We start from the raw sequence: 18744 nt of genomic DNA on the forward strand, positions 1-18744 counted from the left end.
CCCATGGCAAGCCTGCCCCCGCTCAAAGTCACCTTTCTCATGCGTTCCATGCTCTACGGCGGGGCCGAGCGTCAGGTGGTGATGCTGGCCGGCGAGCTGGTCCGGCGGGGGCATCGGGTCTCGGTGGTGGTGTTCTATCCCGGCGGGGCTCTGGAAAAAGAGCTCCTGGCCGCGGGCTGCCGGGTGGTGGGCATGGGCAAGGGCGGCCGCTGGGATTTGGTGGGCTTCCTGCCCCGCCTGGCCCGCACCCTGCGCGGCCTGGGCACCCAGGTGCTGGTCACCTATCTGGACGTGCCCAACCTGGTGGCCGCGGGGCTAAGGCCCCTGCTGCCCGGCGCGGCGGTGGTGTGGGGGGTGCGCGCCTCCAACACCGACTGGAGCCGCTATGGCTGGTTCGAGCGTCTGACCTTCCGCCTGGAACGGCCCATGTCCCGCCTGGCCGACCTGATCATCTGCAACTCCCACGCCGGCCTGGAACAGGCGCGGGGTGCCGGTTTCGCGGCCGATCGCCTGGTGGTGGTGCCCAACGGCATCGACACCCGGCGCTTCGCCCCGGCGCGTGAGAAGGGTCTGGGCCTGCGCGCCGAGCTGGGCCTGACGCCGGAGCAGAACCTGGTGGGCCTGGTGGGCCGCCTGGACCCGGCCAAGGACCACCCCGGGTTCCTAAAGGCCGCCGCCTTGGCGGCCGGGCGTTTTCCCGAGGCTCGTTTCGTTTGCGTGGGTGACGGCCCGGCCGATAGGCTGGCCCGCTTCCAGGCCTTGGGCCGCGAGCTTGGCCTGGACGGCCGGCTCTTTTGGCTGCCCGGGCGCGATGCGGTGGAGGAGGTCTACAACGGCCTGGATGTGCTGTGCAGCGCTTCGGGCTTTGGCGAGGGCTTCCCCAACGTGCTTGGCGAGGCCATGGCCTGCGGGCTGCCCTGCGTGGCCACCAGGGTGGGCGACGCCCCCGGCATCCTGGGCGAGGCGGGCCGCGTGGTCGCGCCCGGCGACCCAACGGCCCTGGCCGGGGCCCTGTGCGAGCTGCTGGCCATGAGCCCGGCAGAGCGCCGCGCCCTGGGTCTGCGGGCTCGCCATCGGGTGAAGGAAAACTTCGGGGTGGAGCGCCTGGCCGAGCGCACCCTGGAGGCCTGGGCCCAAGGCCGGGTGGCAAAAAAGCTGGGGCTCTAGCTCAGCTCCGGCCCGCCTTGCCCCAGCGCACCCAGCGCCACAGGGCGGCATAGGGGCGCAGGGACACCGTGGCAAGCAGGGGCAGGATGATCATGTCCCGCATCCGGTAGAGCGAGCCCAGGTTCACCACCACCAGGGCCAAGAGCCCGCCCACCCCCAAACTCCAGAACAACAGCAGCAAGGCCGCGCGGGGCCGCCGCCGCAGCAGGCGAACCAGGCCCAGCACCAGGCCGGGCAGCAGGGCGTACCAGAACAGGCTCTGGGCGCTGATTATCTTGGAGATGGCGCCTCCGCTGCTGGGCCAGCGCTGCCAAGGGTAGGGGAACAGGAACAGGTCGCGCAGCGAAGCGGCCGCCAGCCGGGCCAGGGACGAAGGGCTGTCCACGATCAGCATGGTCTCGGGCGGGGCGCTGGCCGTGCCGTTGGCCGCGTAGAGCCAGCGCTTGCCCCAGAGATAGCGCCAGGCCTCCCGGGCGCTTTGGATGACCGGGCCGGGCTGCTCCGTGGGGGCCGCCGCCCGCCAGGCAGGCCGCGCGGCGGGGGCAACCGGCTCGGCCAGCGAGGTTACGGGAGGAGTGTGCAGCTGCTGTTCGTGGATAAGGGCGGGGCCCAAGGCGCAACGCGTTGCCAGCCAGGAGGCGAAAAACACCGCCAGGCAGGCGGCCACCACCCCGGCGGCGGTGAGCAGCCGCCAGCGGAAGACCGCGCCGGCCAGGCCCAGGACGCCGGCCGCCCCGGCCACCACCAACCCCAGGGTGCTGAAGTCGAAGCGCACGGTCATGGCCACCCAGGCCAGGGGCAACAGCCAGGCGGCGGCCAGCCAGGAGTCGCGGGGCCGGCGGGGCGAGGCCACGGCCACCAGGCAAAGCATGATCCCCATGAGCAGGCACAGGAACACCGAGTCCTTGATGAGCACCGCGTTGTAGGCCAGTGCCGGGGGCCACAGGGCCACCAGCAGGGCCGCCCAGGCACATGCGGCTTGCCCGCGCCCCAGGCGGACTGCCAGATAAAAGGCCAGCAGCGAGGCCAGGAACCAGGCCAGGGCGTTGAGCGCCAGGCCGGGCCACACCCCCGCCCCGGTCAGCTGGAACAGCGAGGCCAGCAGGGCGGGATAGCCCAGGTACTCCGGAGTCAGGCCGGGTTCGCAGTGCCCCAGCCGGCCGGACCAGAAGCGGTCGATGTGCAGGGCGGCCGCGTAAAAGCGCGGCGCGTCCGGGGCCAGGAGACGCTCGCTCACCTGATAGAGCTGCTCCGTGGGGGAGGGGCCGGGCGCGGTCCAATAGAGCCCCAGGCCCAGCAGCAGGCGCAAGGCGGCGATCGCCGCCAGCACGGCCAACAGCTTGCGCCCCGGCCGGGGACGGCTGGCATCTTCGGGCATGACCGTGGCCTGTTGGCTGGTGCCGGGCACGGCTAGGGCCTCTCCAGGAGATCGATCACCGGCTCGTTGCCCATGATCACCGCCAAGTCGCGGGGCGTGAGGCCCGCTTGGTCGCGGGGGTCGGGCGCGGCACCGGCGCGCAGCAAAGTGCGGCTCTGGTCGCGGGCGTAGAGGTTGGGCCAGGCGTAGGCGGCCAGGTGCAAGGGGGTCTGTCCCGCGTGGTTGCGCGCGTCGGGGTTAGCGCCGTGGGCCAGCAGCGGCTTGATCACCGCCTTGCCCACGCCGAAGGCCGCTGCGTGCAGGGGGGTGTCGCCCAGGGCGTCCCGGGCCTCGATGTCCGCCCCGTGCCTGAGTAGCAACTCCACCATGGGCGCGTTGCCCTTGAGCACCGCCAGGTGCAAGGCTGCGCGGCCCAGGCAGACCCGATTGACCGAGGCGGGGTCTTGTTGGAGCAGGGCCTCGGTCCGGGTCAGGTCGCCGTCGCCCACCGCTTTGATCAGGGGCGTGGGCGGCGGTTGCAAAGCCAGGCAGGCCAACCACAGCCCCAAGGCCGCGGCCGCCACCACCGCCCCCCGCAGGAGGGCCGGCGCGCTGGGTAGGTTCAGGGACATGCGCGTGCCTGCCTTGCCTTTACTGGTTGAGCACGAACTTCTTCTGGATGCTTACCTCGGCCGTGGCCAGCACCTGGGCCATCTGCTTGCCCGCCGTGCCGTCGCCGTAGATGGGGGCGGAGGGGTAGGGCCCGTGGGACGCCTGCGCGCGGATGGCCGCCAGGATGGCCGCCGCGTCATGGGGCGCGTCGGCCACGTTGGGGCCCCGGGTGCGGTCAGCCTGGCGCGAGCCGATGTTCACCACTGGCGTGCCCAAAAAAGCGCCTTCGCGGATGCCGCTGGAGGAGTTGCCCACCAGGCAGGCCGCGTTGGCGATAAGGGTCACGTAATCCTCGGGCGTGAAGTTGCGATAGAAGTGGATGGGCGCCTCGGGGTTGCGCTCGCGGAACATGCGCAGGCCCTTGGAAACCTCGTCGCTGCCCGCGTCCACGTTGGGCCACAGCCACACCGCCTGCATGCCGCTGTCGATCACCGCGCTCAAGGTATGGTTGATCTGCTCCATGCCCTGGCCGAACTCGGTGGTCACCGGGTGCTGCAACACCACCAGGTAGGGTTGGTCGGCCTGTATGTCTGGCCCTACCCCGCCGTAGCGGGCGAAGAACTCCTGGCCGATCTCCTTGGGCGCGCGGGCGGCCAGGTCGATGGCCGGGCAGCCGGTGACGAAAATGCGCGCCGGGTCCTCGCCCATGCGCTTGAGGATGCCCGCCGCCTGCTCATTGGCCGGGAAGTGCAAATGAGCCAGCTTGCTGATGGCGTGGCGGACGCTCTCGTCGATGGAGCCGCTCACCTCGCCGCCCTGGGTGTGGGCCAGGCAAATGTTCATGTAGCTGGCCGCCACGGCGGTGCCCATGGTCTCGAAGCGGTCGGCCACGGTGACCACCACGTCTGGCCGAAGGTTTTCGAACAGGGTGGCCAGCTCCTGGATGGCCAGGCCGGTGGACTTGGCCATGGTGGTGAGGTTCTCGCCCTCCACGATGGAATAGACCTTGGCGGTCACCTGGAAGCCGTCCTTCTCGATGACCTTGACCACCTGGCCGAAACGGTAGAGCAGGCCCGAGGCGCCCACGATGAGCTGGAGCTCCAGGTCGGGATGCTCCTCCACCGCCTCCAGCAGGGACTTGATGCGCCCGTAGTTGGCCCGGCTGGCCACGATGATGCATATCTTGCGTTTCGCCAAATCAGTCCTCAAGATCCTCGGGCCGGAGCAAACGCTCGGCCGGAACGGGATGGGCCAGGCGGCGGCCCAGCAGGGAAGCGCGTTGCTCCCAGGGGATGCCGCCGCCGGGTTTTTTAAGGATCAAATCGTCGGTCTCCAGCACGTGGCCCTCGGGCAGGTCGCGGGCCGGGGCCAGGCTGCGGCCGAACAGGGCGCGCAGCTCGGTCTTTTCATGGGCCATGGCGTCCTTGTCCACCGGGGCGCGCATGGCCACCACCGCGTCGCGGCCCGAGCAAACCATGGCCAGTTCGGCCGGGGTGAGCGAGGCCTTGGCGTCCGGGCCGAACATGGCCTTGTCGAAAACCAGGTGCACCTCCACCAGATCCGCCCCCCGGGCCAGGGCGGCCAGGGCGGGGTAGATGGTGCCGGAGTGGTCCGAGAGCCCGGCTGGGGCTCCGAAGCGCCGTTTCATTTCGTCGATGTTGTCCAGGCCCGCCTGCTCCAAGGGAGCGGGGTAGGCGGTGGTGCACTGCATAAGGGCCAGCGGGCAGCCGCGCCCCCGGAAGAACTCCGCCACCCGGCCCAGCTCGTCCCAGCCGCTGAGGCCGGAAGAAATGATGGCCGGCTTGCCGGTGGAGGCCATGAACTCCAGCAGCGGCGCGTGGTCCAGCTCGCCGGAGGCCACCTTCCAGGCCACCATGCCCAGGCGTTCCAAGAGCTCGGCCGCCTGCACCGAAAAGGGCGAGCTTAGGAAAATTATCCCCGCCTTGGCGCAGTGCTCGGCCAGGCCGGCCCACCGCTCGGGCGTGAACTCCATGCGTTGCCAGTAGTCGTAGCGGGTGGCGTCTTCATAGGAGAAGGGCACCCGGAACTCCTCGTCGCGGGTGCTCTCGGCCGCCGCGATGTGGGTCTGGAACTTCACCGCGTCGGCCCCGGCCTGGGCCGCGGCGTCGATGTAGGAGTGGGCCAATCCCAAGGACCCGTCATGGGCCTGGGCCACCTCGGCGATGACCAGGGGCTTGGCCCCGGGGCCCAACTCCCGCTCGCCCAGCATTATCGCTTGATAATCCATGCTTCACCCGCCTGAATGGTCCGGCCCCTCGCCGAACCGTGAGCCCATTCTAGCAAGGGGCCTGGCGCTGGTAAAGCGGGCGCCCCGGCCGCGCTTGCCAAGGGCCGGGCCCGGGGGTCATACTGCCCCTTGACCTTGGCTGGAGCCTTTTTTCGGGAGCTTGCCGCCTTTTATGCGCCTGGTATATCTCTCAGACGCCTTGCTGCCCTCGCGCATGGCCAACAGCGTGCACGTGATGAAGATGTGCGCCGCCTTCGCGGGCCTGGGCCATGAGGTCACGCTCATCGCGGTGGACAACCGCGCGGCCGAGCCCGGCGTGGGCGATCTCTTCGCGCACTACGGTGTGCCGCCCAGCTTCCGCCTGGCCGCCTTGCCCTTTCCCCGGGTCAAGGGCGGCTGGGCGCTCTACGCCTGGCGCGCCGCCCGCCTGGCTCTGGGCCTGAGGCCCGATCTGCTCTACGGCCGCTATCTGCGCGGCCTGTACTTCGCCTCGCTCATGGGCGCGCGCCCGGCCTATGAGAGCCATCTGCCGCCCGAGGGCCTCGACCGCCTGACCCGGGCCATGTTCCGCCGCCTGGAGCGGCGGCAGGCCCTGCGCCTGCTGGTGGTGATCTCCGAGGCCCTGGCCGCTCTGGCCCGGGAGCAGGGCGCCACCACGCCCATACTGGCGGCCCATGACGGGGCCGATCTGCCGGAGGATGACGCGCCGGTGGAGGCCCTGGAGGGCGAGTTCCCGGTGGGTTACTTCGGCAACCTCTACCCCGGACGGGGCGTGGAACTGATCGTCGAGACCGCCCGCCTCACGCCCTGGGCCAGCTTCCACTTGGTGGGCGGCCAGGACCCGGCCCTGCTGGAGCGCCTGCGCCGCGAGGCTCCGGCCAACCTGATCCTGCACGGTTTCGTGCCCCCGGCGCGGGCCCTGGCCATGCAGCGGGGCTGCAAGGCCCTGCTCATGCCTTATCAGCAGCGGGTCAGCGTACCGGGACAGATCGAAACCAGCCGCTGGATGAGCCCCCTGAAGATGTTCGAGTACATGGCCAGCGGCGCGGCCATTGTTTCCTCACACCTGCCGGTGCTGGGCGAGGTGCTGGCCGATGGCGTCAACGCCCTGCTGGTCCCCCCGGCCGATGCCTCCGCCTGGAGCGCGGCCCTGTGCCGCCTGCGCGACGAGTCAGGCCTGGCCCGGGCTCTGGCCGCTCGGGCGCGGGAGGACCTGGCCGCCAACTACACCTGGACCCGCCGGGCCCGGCGCATAATGGATGTGCTTGCCAGCGGGCCGGGCAAATCGTAAGCTGCGACTATGCTGCGCATCCTGAACATAGAGCCCGAGGATTTCAGCGAGCCGGCCCACCGCCTGCTGGCCAGCCTGGGCGGGCTGGACGAAGCCGCCCTGAGCCGCGCCGAGCTGCTGGAGCGGCTGGCTGGCTACGACGTGCTCATCACCCGCCTGGGGCATCGCATCGACGCGGAGGTCCTGGACGCGGGGCCTGAGCTCAAGGCCCTGGTGACCGCGACCACCGGCCTGGACCACATCGACCTGGAGGCCGCTGCCGCGCGGGGCGTGGAGGTGCTCAGCCTACGGGGCGAGGTAGAGTTTCTGGAGTCGGTGAGCGCCACGGCCGAGCACACCTGGGGACTCTTGCTGGCCCTGGTGCGCCGCATCCTCACGGCCCACGCCTCGGTGCTGGCCGGCGAGTGGGACCGAGACTCTTTCAAGGGCCGCGAACTCATGGGCCGCCATCTGGGCTGCGTGGGCCTGGGGCGCCTGGGGCGCAAGGTGGCGGCCTACGCCCTGGCCTTCGGGATGCAGGTCAGCGCCTATGACCCCGCCCCGCAGAAGTGGGTGCACGGCGTGGAGCGTTGCGACAGCCTGGAGATACTCCTGGCCAACAGCGAGATTCTCAGCCTGCATCCGCCATACAACGAAGACACCCACGGCATGATCGGAGCCGAGGAGCTGGCCCTGCTGCCCGAGGGCGCGGTGATCATCAACACCGCGCGGGGCGGCCTGGTGGACGAGGCGGCGCTTTTGGCCGCGCTCACCAGCGGACGCCTGGCCGGGGCGGCCCTGGACGTGTTGGCCAACGAGCCCGGCGGCGGCCAGGCCGCCAGCCCGCTCATCGCCCATGCCCGCGAGCACGGCAACCTGATCATCACCCCCCATGTGGCCGGGGCCACCACCGAGTCCATGGCCAAGACCGAGCTGTTCATGGCCCGTAAGCTGGAGGCTTTCCTGCACGGCAAGGGCCTGCTCAAGGAATGCTCATGAGCGATTCGCCCAAGGTGCTGGCCGTGATCCCCGCCCGGGGGGGCAGCAAGGGAGTGCCTCGCAAGAACATCCGAGAGGTGGGTGGCAAGCCGCTCATCGCCTGGACCATCGAGTGCGCCCTGGCCGCGCGGCATCTGTTCCACAGGGTCATCGTGAGCACCGACGACCCCGAGACCGCCGAGATAAGCCGTGGCTACGGCGCGGAGGTGCCTTTCATGCGCCCGGCCGACCTGGCCGCGGACAAGAGCCCCACTCTGCCGGTGCTCCGGCACGCGGTGGATTTCGTGGAAAACCAGGACGGCCTAACCCTGGATTGGGTGATGCTTTTGCAACCCACCGCGCCGCTCAAGGAGCCGGCCGACCTGGAGGCCGCCCTGGAGCTGGCCCGGGCGGGCGGCTGCGATTCGGTGATCAGCGTGGTGCGGGTGTTCGACGTGCACCCGGTGCTCATGAAGCGCATCGAGGACGGCCTGCTCCAGCCCTTCTGCGTGGAGGAGGCCGAGGGCACCCGCCGCCAGGACTATTCGCCGCCGGCCTACATGCGCAACGGCGCCATCTACCTAACCCGCCGCGCGGTGCTCATGGAACAGGGCTCCATTTGGGGCCGGCGCATCCGGCCCTACGTCATGCCCGAGGAACGCTCGCTGTCCATTGACAACGAGTGGCACATCAAGATGGCCGACGTGGTCTTGTCCGAGGGAAAAGGCTAGCTACCAGGCGGTCCAGCCGCCATCCACCACCAGATTGGTTCCGGTCATGTAGCGCGAGGCGTCGCTGAGCAAAAACAGCGCGGCCGCGTCGAAGTCGGTGAACTCGGCCATGCGGCCCAGGGGAGTGCGTGCGGTGTAGGCCTGCACGAAGGCCTCCTCCTGGCCGTCGAACACCCCGCCGGGCGTGAGGCAGTTCACCCGCACCCCGTCCGGCCCCCACAGGGCGGCCAGGTGGCGGCCCAGGGCGATGATGCCGCCCTTGGAGGCGGTGTAGGCGGCCGGGCAGCTAAGGGGATCGGCCCCGCCGTAGATGTTGCCCGCTGGCGAGCAGCCCTGGTAGATGCGCTGGTCCGGGGCGGCCACGCCGTACACGCTGGCCGTGAGCACCACGCTGCCCCGCTTGGCGGGCACCATGAGCTTGCCCGCCTCGCGGCAGCAGAGGAAGGCCCCGCCCAGGTTGCCCTCGATCACTTGCCGCCAGGTGTCCCAGGAATAATCGGTAAAGGGGCGGTAGTAGCCCTCTGGCTTGGCCATGACGTTGTAGACCAGGCCGTCCAGGCGGCCCTCGTCGCGGCCCACTTTTGCGAACAGCTCCGCCACGCCGGCCTCGTCGGTCACGTCCAGGGCCGCGCCGCTCAGCGAGCCGCCCATGTCGGCGGCGATACCGGCGGCCAGCTCCGCGCAGCGCGCCTGGTCGCGGTCGGCGATGATCACCCGGGCTCCGGCCGTGGCCAGGGCGCGGGCCATGCGCTGGCCGATGCCCCCGGCCCCGCCCGCGATCAGCACCACCCGCCCGCTCAGGTCGAACATCTCTTGGGGCTGCTCCAGAGGGGGAAGTTGCCCGCTCATGCCTTGCCTTCCTCCTGAGCCAAGATCGCCTCCAAGAGCAAAAAGTCCAGCTCGCTGTCCAGGTCCACCGCCCGCTCGCGAGGCACCTCGTAGAGCCGGGTGCGCGCGGGCAGGCGCGAGGCCTGCTCCATGAGCGCGGCCCGCTTGTAGGCCCAAATAACCGTATTGAGGTCGTACACCGGCGGGGCGTCCTGGCGGCGGCCCACCTCGCCGGGCGTTTGGGCGAACAGCTCCACGTAGCTCCCGGCCTCGCGCACCATGTTGAAATAGGGGCTGCGGTGGGATGGCGATCCGCTGATCACCGCGTCGCAGTCCGGTTCGGCCAAAAGCTGCAAGGCCGCCTCCACATCCTCCACCCGCCGAAGGGGCGCGGTGCAGTCCAGCAGGGCCAGCACCTCCACCGTGGCTCCGAAGTGCTCTTCGCAAGCAGTGATGGCGTGCTGCATCACCGGCAGCATGGGCGCGGTGTCGCCGGCCAGCTCGGCCGGGCGCGGGAAGGGCACGGTTGCGCCATGCTCCCGGGCCACGGCGGCGATCTGCTTACTGTCGGTGCTCACCACCACCTGGTCGATGGAAGGGCAGGCCAGGCCGCAGGCGATGGCCCGCGCGATGAGCGGCTGGCCGCCAACCTCTCGGAGGTTCTTGCCCGGCACGCCCTTGCTGCCGCCCCGGGCGGGGATGAGCCCCAAGACGATTCCCTTGCTCACGCTTGCACCGTCCTTTGCTCCCGGGCCGCGCGTTTGGCGGCCAGGGCCAGGCGGGTGGCCGCGATGCCGTCGGCCAGGGTGGCCACGGGCTCCTCGCGCCCGGCCAGCACGGCCAGCCAGTGGGCCATCTGGTGGCGGAACATATCCTCGCGCTGCCAGCCGGGCGGGTCTTCCAGGCGCACCGGGTCTTCTCCGGGCCGCCGCAGCTCCAGCCAGCCTTCACCGTAGTCCCACACCGCCTCGCCCTCTTCGCCGAACAGCTCCAGGCGGCGGTGATAGCCCCGCCGGATGCAGTCCACATGCACCCGGCTCAGGGCGGGCGGCTCGTGGCGGCACACGATCTCGGCCAGGTCCTCGGCGTCCATGCTCAGGGACGAGAAATTGCCCGCCGCGCAGCTCACGCTCGCGGCCGGCCCCATCAGGGCCAGGCACAGGTCCAGCTCGTGCACCAGCTCCAGGATGACCCCGCCGCCCAGCTCGGCCCGCGCGGTCTGGGAGTTGCGGTAGTCCGTGGCGGGCCGCCAGTCGGGCAGCCACTGCCCCACCGAGGCGGACAGGGACAAGGGACGGCCCAGGGCGCCATCGGCCAGCCAGGCTTGCAGCCGGGCATAGGCGGGATGATGGCGCAGTTGCAGGCCCACCAGCACGGGCAGGCTCCGGGCGGCCACCTCGGCGGCCAGATCGTCCAGGCCGTCCGCCGTGTGGCTCACCGGTTTTTCCAAGAGAAAGGGCACCCCCGCCTCGGCCAAACGGCGCGCCGTGTCCAGGTGCAGGCTGGTGGGGTTGGCGATTACCGCGAAGTCCGGCTGCCAGGCCAGGGCCTCGTCCCAGTCGTTGATCGAGCGGCCCCCATAGGCGGCCAGCTCGGGCACTCCGGCCATGCCCAGGCCGGAGCGCAGGGCCATGACCTCAACTTCGGGAGCCAGCTCCAGGAGCAGGCGCAGATGCCGCCGCCCGGCCGAGCCCAGGCCGATGAACAGAGCCTTCATCGCGCCGCCTCCCGGGCCAGCCCGGCAAGATGCGCGGCGATGGCCTTGCCCGCGCGGCCCTGGTTGGGGCCCAGCTCCTCGGCCTTGACCAGGGCGCGGCCCTCGGCGCGCAGCCCGGGATGCTCCAGGGCTTGGTTGATGGCCGCGATGATATCCTCGGCGCCCTCGGCGGTGCGCTCGGCCCCGCGCGAACAGATGCGCACGATGTGCTCCAGGGTGTAGACCGAGCGGTCGGCCGCGCCCAGGTGCACGTTGTGGGCGTGCATGATCCAGTTGATGATGGGCTTGTCCACCGCGGCCGCCTCCAGCATTAGGGTGGAGTAGTAGCTTATCACCATGGCGCTGTGCCCCACCAGGGAGGCCAGCAGGGTCATTTCGCCGGCGGGCATGTCCGAGGGCAGCTTGGTGGAGAGTATGTCCGGCTCATTGAAGGCCACAAAGGGGTACTCCTCTTTGATGGCCTGGTACTGCTCCAGGATGCCCGCGAACTTGAGGCCGCCCTTGCCGCCCTGGAAATGGTTGGGGTGCAGGCGCACCAGCAGGGAGCAGGGCCGGGCCAAGCGGCCGCCCTGGATGGCCTCGGCCAGCAGGCGGATGTAGTCCGGGGTCCAGGGAAATTTGTTGGGCGTGCGGGTGCCGAAGAAGATGATGGGACGCGCGGGGTCCAGGCCGAAGCGGGCGCAAAGCTCCTCGCGGCTGGTCCAGCGCTCGGGATGGGCGTACACGTCGAAGTGGGCCACCCCGCCTACGAAGATCTTGGCCGGGTCCTGGTCGTAGTATTTGACCAGCTCGTTTTTCATGATCCCGGTCCAGGCCACCAGGTGCTCGGCCGAGGCGCCGGGCAGGCCCTTGCCGCTGGTGTTGTCCCAACTGAGGATCACCGCGCAACGCCGCGCCCCATGGCGCTTGGCCTCGCGCATGAGGTACTGGTCGTAGTCGAAGTAGCCCAGGCTGGTGGTGATCACCAGGTCCGGGCGATAGCGTTGGAACAGCTCGGCGTGGGCGCTGCCCGCGAAGAACCGCTCCTCCAGGGCCAGCAAGAGCCGCCGCGCCCAGCGCCAGCGCATCAGGGGCCTGCGCAGCAGGCGTATAAGCTGGTAACGCAGCTTGGCCTTGGGGCCCTCGGCGTCGCAGATGTTCTTGAAGGCCGCGAAACGCGCCCCCAGAGAGCCCTGGTCGTGGCGGCCGGGCATGGCGTACCAGCGCAGCTCCTGCAAGAAAATCTGCGCCCGGCTGCTCAGGAAGTAGTCCCGGCAGGCGGCGAAGTCATAGAGCTCCACCGCCGCGCCCGCGGCCTCGAACTCGCGGCGGAAGTACTCCTCGTCCGCGTTGGGGCTTAGCACCACCACCTTGACGCCCGCCTCGATCAGGCCGGGCAGGATGTCGCTGCGCAGAAGGTAGCGCGCCCCGAAGCCGTTGTTCACCGCGATGAAGATAGTGGGCGAGTCGCTCATGCTGGTCATTTGCTCCGGGCCAGGAGCGCCTGGAACCAGGCCTGCTTCTCGATTTGGTCGGCCAGGGCGCGGGCGAAAAGCGCGGCCCCGTCTGGGTTGTAATGGGAGAGGTCCTCGTACAGGGTCTTGCCGCCTTGGTCCGCGAAGACTTGCGAGAGGTCGTACATGGCGCGCTCTTGGGCCATGCGCGGGGAGACCAGGCCATAAAAGATGCGCCGCCGCTTGGTCTTCACGGTGGGCCGTCCCTGCTCGTCTTGCACAAAACCCAGCTCATCCTTGGTAAGCGGCTTGCCCAGGGCGGCCACCGGGCGCAGCACGCCCATGAAGTGGCCTGCTTGGTTCTCCACCGCGCCCCGGTAGTCCATCAGGGTGTTCAGCATGGTGCGGGCGGTTATGCCCAGCTCCAATGGGGTGTCCGGGCGCGGCCCCTTTTCCGGCGAATCTTGGCGCTCCAGGGCGGTGAGGGCGTTGGTGACCCAGTTGCCCGCGCCGAAGCGCTGCCCAACGCGGTCCAGCAGCTGGCCGGTGTTGGTGCGCGAGGCGTAATAGGCGATGAATTCGCCGATGCCGGGGGGAACCTTGTTTTGCTCCATCTGGTTAATGAGGTTGTCCATGGCCTGCATGTAATCGCTCTTCACCGGCTGGGACACGCCCTGGCGGCCCTGGCGGGGCGGCAGCTTGAGGTCGTTGGAGCCCACCACCGAGATGACCACGTCCGGGGAGAAGGAGCGCACATACAGCAAATAATAGGTGAACTGCTGGAAGGAGTTGTAGCCACGCACGCAGGCGTTGATCACCTTGATGTCGCGGCCGGGGTGCCGCCGCCGCAGCTCGGCTTGAAAGCGGGAGGGCACGCTCCATTCCGGCTTGCGGCAGCCGATGCCGAAGGTGGCGCTGGCCCCGGTGAAGGCCAGGCGTATCTCGCCCGGCTGCTTGTGCAGAGTGAGCTTTTCGGCGGTGGTGTTGAAGCCCCACTTGTCCAGGAGGATCAGGGTGGAGTGCTTGGAGGCGGAGGAATAGTCCACCCAGCGGAAGCCGTCTGGGGTGAAGTAGCGCCAGCCGCAGAGGCCGTCGTAATACTGGATGTGGCCTTCGTTGGACGCGGGCGAGGCCCCGGCCAGGCGCAGCACCAGGAAGCTGCCCGCCTCCACCGCAGCCAAAAGCAACAGGGCAATGGCCAGGCTCCAGACCACCCAGCCGGGGCGGCGGCCTTTTTCGGTGGCGGGCTCTCGTTTTTGCCTTTCTACAGCCATGGGCCTCTCAGAACTCGAAGTAAATGAATTGGGTGGTGCGTTCCAGGGCGCCGAAGATCAGGAGCAGGGCCATCACCCCCCAGCGCAGTCCGAAGCTCAGGGCCTTGGCCCAGGCGGCCTTGGGCCGGAGCCAGGCCTTGCGCCAGGGCCGCGCGCCCAGCCAGTGGGTGAGGTAGAGCAGGGCGCAGATGAGCAGAAAGTAGCGATAGTGCCCTTGCAACAGCTGGCCCCATCCCTCGGGCGCGGCCAACATGCGCCCCCATATCTGCCAGCCGTGGGCCACCGAATCGGCCCGGAAGAACACCCAGCCCAGGGTGACGCAGGCGAAGGTGAGCCCCACGCCCAGGGCGGCCAGCAGGGGCGAGGCGGCCAGGGGCCGGTCCTTGGGCACTCCCCGCGCGGTGCGCAGCATATCATAGGCCACGATCAACAGGCCCATGAACAGGCCCCAGGCCACGAAATGCCAGGCCGCGCCGTGCCACAGGCCCGCGATGAGCATCACCGCCAGGATGTTAAGGTAATGGCGGGCCTTGCCGTGGCGGTTGCCTCCCAAAGGTATGTAGAGGTAGTCGCGCAGCCAGGAGGAGAGCGAGATGTGCCAGCGCCGCCAGAATTCGCGGGGGTTGGGGGCCAGGTAGGGATAGGCGAAGTTTTCGCTGAGCCGGATACCTATGAGGCTGCCGCAGCCCCGAGCCATGTCGGTGTAGGCCGAGAAGTCCAAATATATCTGGAAGGAAAAGCACAAGGTGGCCAGCCACCACACCGCGCCGTCCTGGCCGGCGGCGGGCAGCTTGTAGGCCTGGTCCACCAACACGCCCAGCCGGTCGGCGAAGACCATCTTCTTTACCAGGCCGCGCAGAAACAAGTAGATCGCCTGCATGGTCTCGTCCGCGTCGGGCACATGCTTGCGGGCCAACTGGGGCAACACGTTGCCGCCGCGCTCGATGGGCCCGGCCACCAACTGCGGGAAGAAGCTGATGTACAGGGCGTAGGTGGGGAAGTGGCGCACCGGGGCCAGGTCGCCGCGATACACGTCCACCACGTAGGCCACCGCCTGGAAGGTGTAGAAGCTGATGCCCACGGGCAGCAGGAACATGAGGCCTTGCTGGTCGAGCAGGGGCACCAGGCTCAGGCCGAAGAGGTTGTCCACCTGGCTCAGGGCGAAGTGGGTGTACTTGAACACGGCCAGCACCGCCAAAGGCGCGGCGATGCCCACCAGCAGCCATAGCCTGCGCCAGGGCGCACCCCCAGAGCGGGCCAGCAACAGTGCGGCGAGGTAGGTGCTCAGGCTGCAGAAGAACAGCAGGAAGATGTAGTACCAAGTGGAGCAGCCGTAGAAAAAGTAGGAAGCGACCAGCAGGAACCACAGCCCCGCCCGCCAGGGCAGCAGACGGTGGGCCAAGACCACCACCAGGATGAAGGCCAGGAATGTCCAGGTGTGAAAAAGCATTCAGCTTCCGTTGGATGAAGGCCGGCTCTACTGACCTGCCTTGTGCTCGGCTTCCATGAGGTCTTGCTGGGCGACCATTTCCGCGAAGAGGCCGCCGCGTTGGCGCAGCTCCCGCCAGGTGCCTTGCTCAACCAGGCGGCCCTTGTGCAACACGTAGATGCGGTCCACGTTGACCAGGGTGGCCAGGCGGTGGGCGATGATGATCTGGGTCTTGTCGCGGCCCAGCTCTTCCAAGGACTGCTGTATCTCAGCCTCTGCCCGGCTGTCCAGGGAACTGGTGGCCTCGTCCAGGATAATTATCTCCGGGTCCTTGTAAAAAACCTGGGCGATCATCAGGCGCTGGCGCTCACCGCCCGAGAGGCTCGAACCCATCTCGCCCACCACCGTGTCGAAGCCTTCGGGCAGGTTCATGATGAAGCCGTGGGCATTGGCCCGGCGGGCCGCATCCACCATGCGTCGCTCGTCGCAGGTCCCACTGGACAGGCAGATGATCTCGCGCACCGAAAGGTCGAACAGGTGCACCGTCTGGCTAACCAGGCCCATTCCCCGGCGCAAGGCCTCCAGGGATACCTCCTTGAGCGGCACGCCGTCGATGGCGATGTTGCCTTCCACGGGCTCGTAGAGGCGCAGCAAGGCATGGGCCAAGGAAGACTTGCCCGAGCCCGAGGGCCCCACGATGCCCACCCGCTCGCCCCGGCCCACCCGCAGGTTGAGGCCGCTGACCACCCGGGGCCGCTTGCGGTAGTCCAGGCGCAAATCCCGGAGCACCAGTTCCTTTTCCAGCAAGGGCCTCTTGTCCAGGCCGCCTTCGGCCTCCAGGTGCTCGGCCGGCAGGTTGTACAGGTAGTAGACGAATTCCGCGGACGGGAAAAATTGCACCGCGCTGGAGACGTTGGAGGCGAGCTTGCCCAGAGCAGGCATGAGGCCGCGCAGCACCAGCAGGAAGCTGATCACGCCGGCCACGGGAAGAGGCTCGCCGATGAACAGGCCCTTGATGCCCACCCACACCACCAGGCCCACGATGACCAGGCCCTGGGCCTGGATGAGCAGGGGCTCCAGGTGTTTTATGCGCTTTTGCTTTTGGAAGAGATGTTCCAGCTCATAGGACAGGGCCCCGAAACGTTCCACGACCCGGAGGGCCACCCCGGCCAGTTTGATCTGTTGCAGGCCGGAGACGTACTCCTTGATCTGCCGCCAGAACAGGATGCGCCGGTCCAGGGCCTCCTGGGCCACGTGCTTCACGTAGCGGGTGTAGGCGTACTTGAAAAACAGCACCAACAGGAGAGAAGCGGCCACGAAGGCGGTGAGGGGCACGTTGAGCTGGATGAGCAAGGCCAGGATCACCGCCACGCTAAGCGAGGCTCCGGCACCCTTGAAGAACTCCAGGCAGGAGGTGCACACCGTGCGCACCTCGCGCTTGAGCATCTGGTCCAATCGCGAGATGCGGTACTCGTCCAGAAAGGTCTGGGTGGCCCGCATGTATACCCGGAACAGCCGCACGCGCAGGGCGGTGGCCGCGCGCACCAGGAAATGGGTCTCCACGACCACGATGAGGTATTCCAAGCCGCCGCGCACCAGCATGGCCGCCAGGGTGCCCATGATGGCCAGGGCGGGCAGGGAATGGTTGTCCATCCCCAGGGCGGCCACGACATCCTTGAACATGGCCGCGAAGCCGCCGTCCTCGGGGGAGATGACGGTCTGGGCGGCCACCACGGCCATTCCGTAGAGCACCCCGTCCCACAGGGCCATGCAAAGCTGCATCAGGCCCAAGAGGATCATCCAGGCCTTTTGCCCGGAGGTCATCTCCAGGATGTGGGCCATGGTCGCGCCCAGCCAACGGAGCTGTTGGGCCAGGCGACTCATGCCCGGAGCCTCCTCTCGCGTCCCAACGACTTCAGGAGCGGGCCCAAGTGGCGCTCCTGGTTGAAGGTCCTGACGACCAGCGAGGTCTCGGGGGAACAATCAGGCATCTTGGCGCAGGCTCTCCAAAAGCATCCGGAAGCTGTTCTCGTGCACCGCTTGCCAATACTTGGGCGAGCTGTTGGCGTTGTGCGGGGCCAAGAGCACGTTGTCCATGCCCCGCAGGGGAGAGCCCTGGGGCAGGGGCTCATCCTCGAAAACATCCATGGCTGCCCCGGCGATGCGCCCGGATTCCAGAGCCCGCACCAGGGCCGCCTCCTCCACCACCGGCCCCCGCGAGGCGTTTATCAGCACCGCGGTGGGCTTCATGCGGCCAAAGGCCTCGTCGTTCATCAAGTGATGCGAAGTGGGGTTCAGGTCGGTGTGCAGGGTCACGAAGTCGGCCTCGGCGAGCAGCTGCTCTTTGCTGGTCATCTCCACCTGCTGCTCGGCCAGGAACCCGGCGTCGATCTGTTTGATGTCGTTGCCCAGGATGCGCATTCCCAGGGCCCGCGCCCGCCGGGCCACCGCCTTGCCGCAGTCGCCCACCCCGATGATGCCCAGGGTGCACTCGTTCAAGGTGCGGCCGTCGATCTTCTGCCAGCGCCCGGCCTTCATCTCCCGGTCCATGGCCACCAAATTGCGGGCAAACACCAGCATATAGCCCAGCACCGTGTCGCCCACCGGCTCGCTGAAGGCATTGGTGGTGCGGCGCACCGCGATGCCCCTGGCGGCCGCGTGCTCGGCCGCGATGGAGTCGATGCCCGTGCCCCACTTGACGATGGCCTTGAGGCGCGGGGCTGCGTCGATCACCTTGGGGGTGATGCGGTCGTCGCCGCAGATGATGCCGTGGATGTCGCCCACCAGGGGCAGAAGGTCCGCCTCTTCCAGGCGCTCCTCAACCGAGCAGCGCACCAGCTCGAGGCCCTCGGCGTTGAAGCGGGGCTCGAACTCGTCCAAAACCGGCTGCATGTAGGGGGCGGAAACCAGCACGCGATACTTGTATTGGCTCATGGCGTCAATCCAGGTAGCTCCTGGCCAGGGAATCGGAGGCCATCATCGCCTCCACCCGGGCCAGGTCTTGGGGGGTGTCCACCGCTTGGGTGTCGAACTGGGTCTCGATGAGGCGCACTTTGCGGCCGTGCTCCAAAAAGCGCAGCATGTCCACCGACTCGGCCACCTCCAGGGGGGTGGGCTCCAGATCGCGGTAGTCGAACAGGGCCGTCCGGGTGAAGGGGATGATGCACACCTGCTTGTACACTCGGAGCCCGGCGAAGCCCAGCTGATAGGGCGAGGGGATGGGGTTGCGCGAGAAGTACAGGGCGTCGCCCTTCAGGTCCATCACCATCTTGATGGTGTTGGGGTCGTTGTAGTCCGACTCCGCGCTCAGGCGCTTGGCCAGGTTCACGCAGGCGATGGACGGGTCGGCCAGCATGGGCTCCACCGCCTGGTCGATCATCTCCGGCATGGTCATGGGCTCGTCGCCCTGCACCAGCACCACGATCTCCGCGTCGAGCTTTTCGGCCGCCTCGGCCACCCGGTCGCTGGCCCGCTGGTGCTGGTCCGAGGTCATAATGGCCCGCGCCCCGAAGGCCTGGGCCGCGTCGAATATCTCCTGGTCGCAGGTGGCGATCACCGTCTCGCTGAGCACCTTGCTCATGGCGGTGCGGTGAAAGACGTGCTCCAGCATGGGGCGGCCCAGGATGGGTGCCAGGGGCTTGCCGGGGAACCGGGAAGAGCCCATTCGGGCGGGGATCACGGCTGCTACTTTCATGGCGGG

17 protein-coding genes are annotated in these 18744 nt (G+C 68.6%); 4 read left to right on the forward strand and 13 right to left on the reverse strand.

Annotated features, from left to right (window positions below):
- Window positions 1-3 precede the first annotated feature (3 nt).
- The gene (locus KQH53_05605; GenBank protein ID MCB2226135.1) at window positions 4-1167 is read left to right on the forward strand and encodes a glycosyltransferase; all 1164 of its coding nucleotides are present in this window, start codon (window positions 4-6) and stop codon (window positions 1165-1167) included.
- A gap of 1 nt (window position 1168) precedes the next feature.
- On the opposite strand, the gene KQH53_05610 is transcribed toward KQH53_05605, so the two are convergent.
- The 4 genes from KQH53_05610 to KQH53_05625 are packed head-to-tail and all read right to left on the reverse strand — an operon-like array spanning window position 1169 to window position 5384.
- The gene (locus KQH53_05610) at window positions 1169-2575 is read right to left on the reverse strand and encodes a hypothetical protein (GenBank protein ID MCB2226136.1); all 1407 of its coding nucleotides are present in this window, start codon (window positions 2573-2575) and stop codon (window positions 1169-1171) included.
- Window positions 2576-2577: 2 nt separating this feature from the next.
- On the reverse strand, window positions 2578-3156 hold the full coding sequence (locus tag KQH53_05615; protein MCB2226137.1) for an ankyrin repeat domain-containing protein: 579 nt from the start codon (window positions 3154-3156) through the stop codon (window positions 2578-2580).
- A 19-nt stretch (window positions 3157-3175) separates the two neighbouring features.
- On the reverse strand, window positions 3176-4333 hold the full coding sequence (gene neuC, locus KQH53_05620; protein MCB2226138.1) for a UDP-N-acetylglucosamine 2-epimerase (hydrolyzing): 1158 nt from the start codon (window positions 4331-4333) through the stop codon (window positions 3176-3178).
- A 1-nt stretch (window position 4334) separates the two neighbouring features.
- Window positions 4335-5384 (reverse strand): N-acetylneuraminate synthase family protein, encoded by a 1050-nt coding sequence (locus KQH53_05625; GenBank protein ID MCB2226139.1) that lies wholly within the window; start codon window positions 5382-5384, stop codon window positions 4335-4337.
- Between the two features lie 172 nt (window positions 5385-5556).
- On the opposite strand from KQH53_05625, the gene KQH53_05630 reads away from it, so the two are divergent.
- The 3 genes from KQH53_05630 to KQH53_05640 are packed head-to-tail and all read left to right on the forward strand — an operon-like array spanning window position 5557 to window position 8363.
- Window positions 5557-6675 (forward strand): glycosyltransferase family 4 protein, encoded by a 1119-nt coding sequence (locus tag KQH53_05630; protein ID MCB2226140.1) that lies wholly within the window; start codon window positions 5557-5559, stop codon window positions 6673-6675.
- Between the two features lie 9 nt (window positions 6676-6684).
- Window positions 6685-7653 (forward strand): hypothetical protein, encoded by a 969-nt coding sequence (locus tag KQH53_05635; GenBank protein ID MCB2226141.1) that lies wholly within the window; start codon window positions 6685-6687, stop codon window positions 7651-7653.
- Entirely contained in the window at window positions 7650-8363 is a 714-nt protein-coding gene (locus KQH53_05640; protein MCB2226142.1) for an acylneuraminate cytidylyltransferase family protein, read from the forward strand. Before KQH53_05635 ends, KQH53_05640 begins: the two co-directional genes overlap by 4 nt.
- Here KQH53_05640 and KQH53_05645 read toward each other — a convergent pair whose 3' ends face one another.
- The 9 genes from KQH53_05645 to kdsB form a co-directional block, all read right to left on the reverse strand.
- On the reverse strand, window positions 8364-9212 hold the full coding sequence (locus KQH53_05645) for an SDR family oxidoreductase (GenBank protein MCB2226143.1): 849 nt from the start codon (window positions 9210-9212) through the stop codon (window positions 8364-8366).
- A complete protein-coding gene (locus KQH53_05650; GenBank protein MCB2226144.1) occupies window positions 9209-9919 on the reverse strand; it encodes an acylneuraminate cytidylyltransferase family protein in 711 nt (236 codons plus the stop codon). Before KQH53_05650 ends, KQH53_05645 begins: the two co-directional genes overlap by 4 nt.
- The gene (locus KQH53_05655; protein ID MCB2226145.1) at window positions 9916-10908 is read right to left on the reverse strand and encodes a Gfo/Idh/MocA family oxidoreductase; all 993 of its coding nucleotides are present in this window, start codon (window positions 10906-10908) and stop codon (window positions 9916-9918) included. Before KQH53_05655 ends, KQH53_05650 begins: the two co-directional genes overlap by 4 nt.
- A complete protein-coding gene (locus KQH53_05660) occupies window positions 10905-12371 on the reverse strand; it encodes a hypothetical protein (GenBank protein ID MCB2226146.1) in 1467 nt (488 codons plus the stop codon). The genes KQH53_05655 and KQH53_05660 overlap by 4 nt, the downstream gene beginning before the upstream one ends.
- Window positions 12368-13615 carry an SGNH/GDSL hydrolase family protein gene (locus KQH53_05665; protein MCB2226147.1) on the reverse strand — a complete coding sequence of 416 codons (1248 nt, stop codon included), beginning with the start codon at window positions 13613-13615 and terminating at the stop codon, window positions 12368-12370. Before KQH53_05665 ends, KQH53_05660 begins: the two co-directional genes overlap by 4 nt.
- Before the next feature lie 7 nt (window positions 13616-13622).
- Window positions 13623-15065, reverse strand: coding sequence for a hypothetical protein (locus tag KQH53_05670; protein MCB2226148.1), 1443 nt, complete (start codon window positions 15063-15065; stop codon window positions 13623-13625).
- Window positions 15066-15092: 27 nt separating this feature from the next.
- Window positions 15093-16928 carry an ABC transporter ATP-binding protein/permease gene (locus KQH53_05675; GenBank protein ID MCB2226149.1) on the reverse strand — a complete coding sequence of 612 codons (1836 nt, stop codon included), beginning with the start codon at window positions 16926-16928 and terminating at the stop codon, window positions 15093-15095.
- Between the two features lie 99 nt (window positions 16929-17027).
- Window positions 17028-17978: a phosphoglycerate dehydrogenase gene (locus KQH53_05680; GenBank protein ID MCB2226150.1), complete on the reverse strand. Its 951-nt coding sequence runs from the start codon at window positions 17976-17978 to the stop codon at window positions 17028-17030.
- Between the two features lie 4 nt (window positions 17979-17982).
- A complete protein-coding gene (gene kdsB / locus KQH53_05685; GenBank protein MCB2226151.1) occupies window positions 17983-18738 on the reverse strand; it encodes a 3-deoxy-manno-octulosonate cytidylyltransferase in 756 nt (251 codons plus the stop codon).
- Window positions 18739-18744 lie beyond the last annotated feature (6 nt).

The organism is Desulfarculaceae bacterium (genome assembly GCA_020444545.1).
Taxonomy (GTDB): Bacteria; Desulfobacterota; Desulfarculia; order Desulfarculales; family Desulfarculaceae; genus Desulfoferula.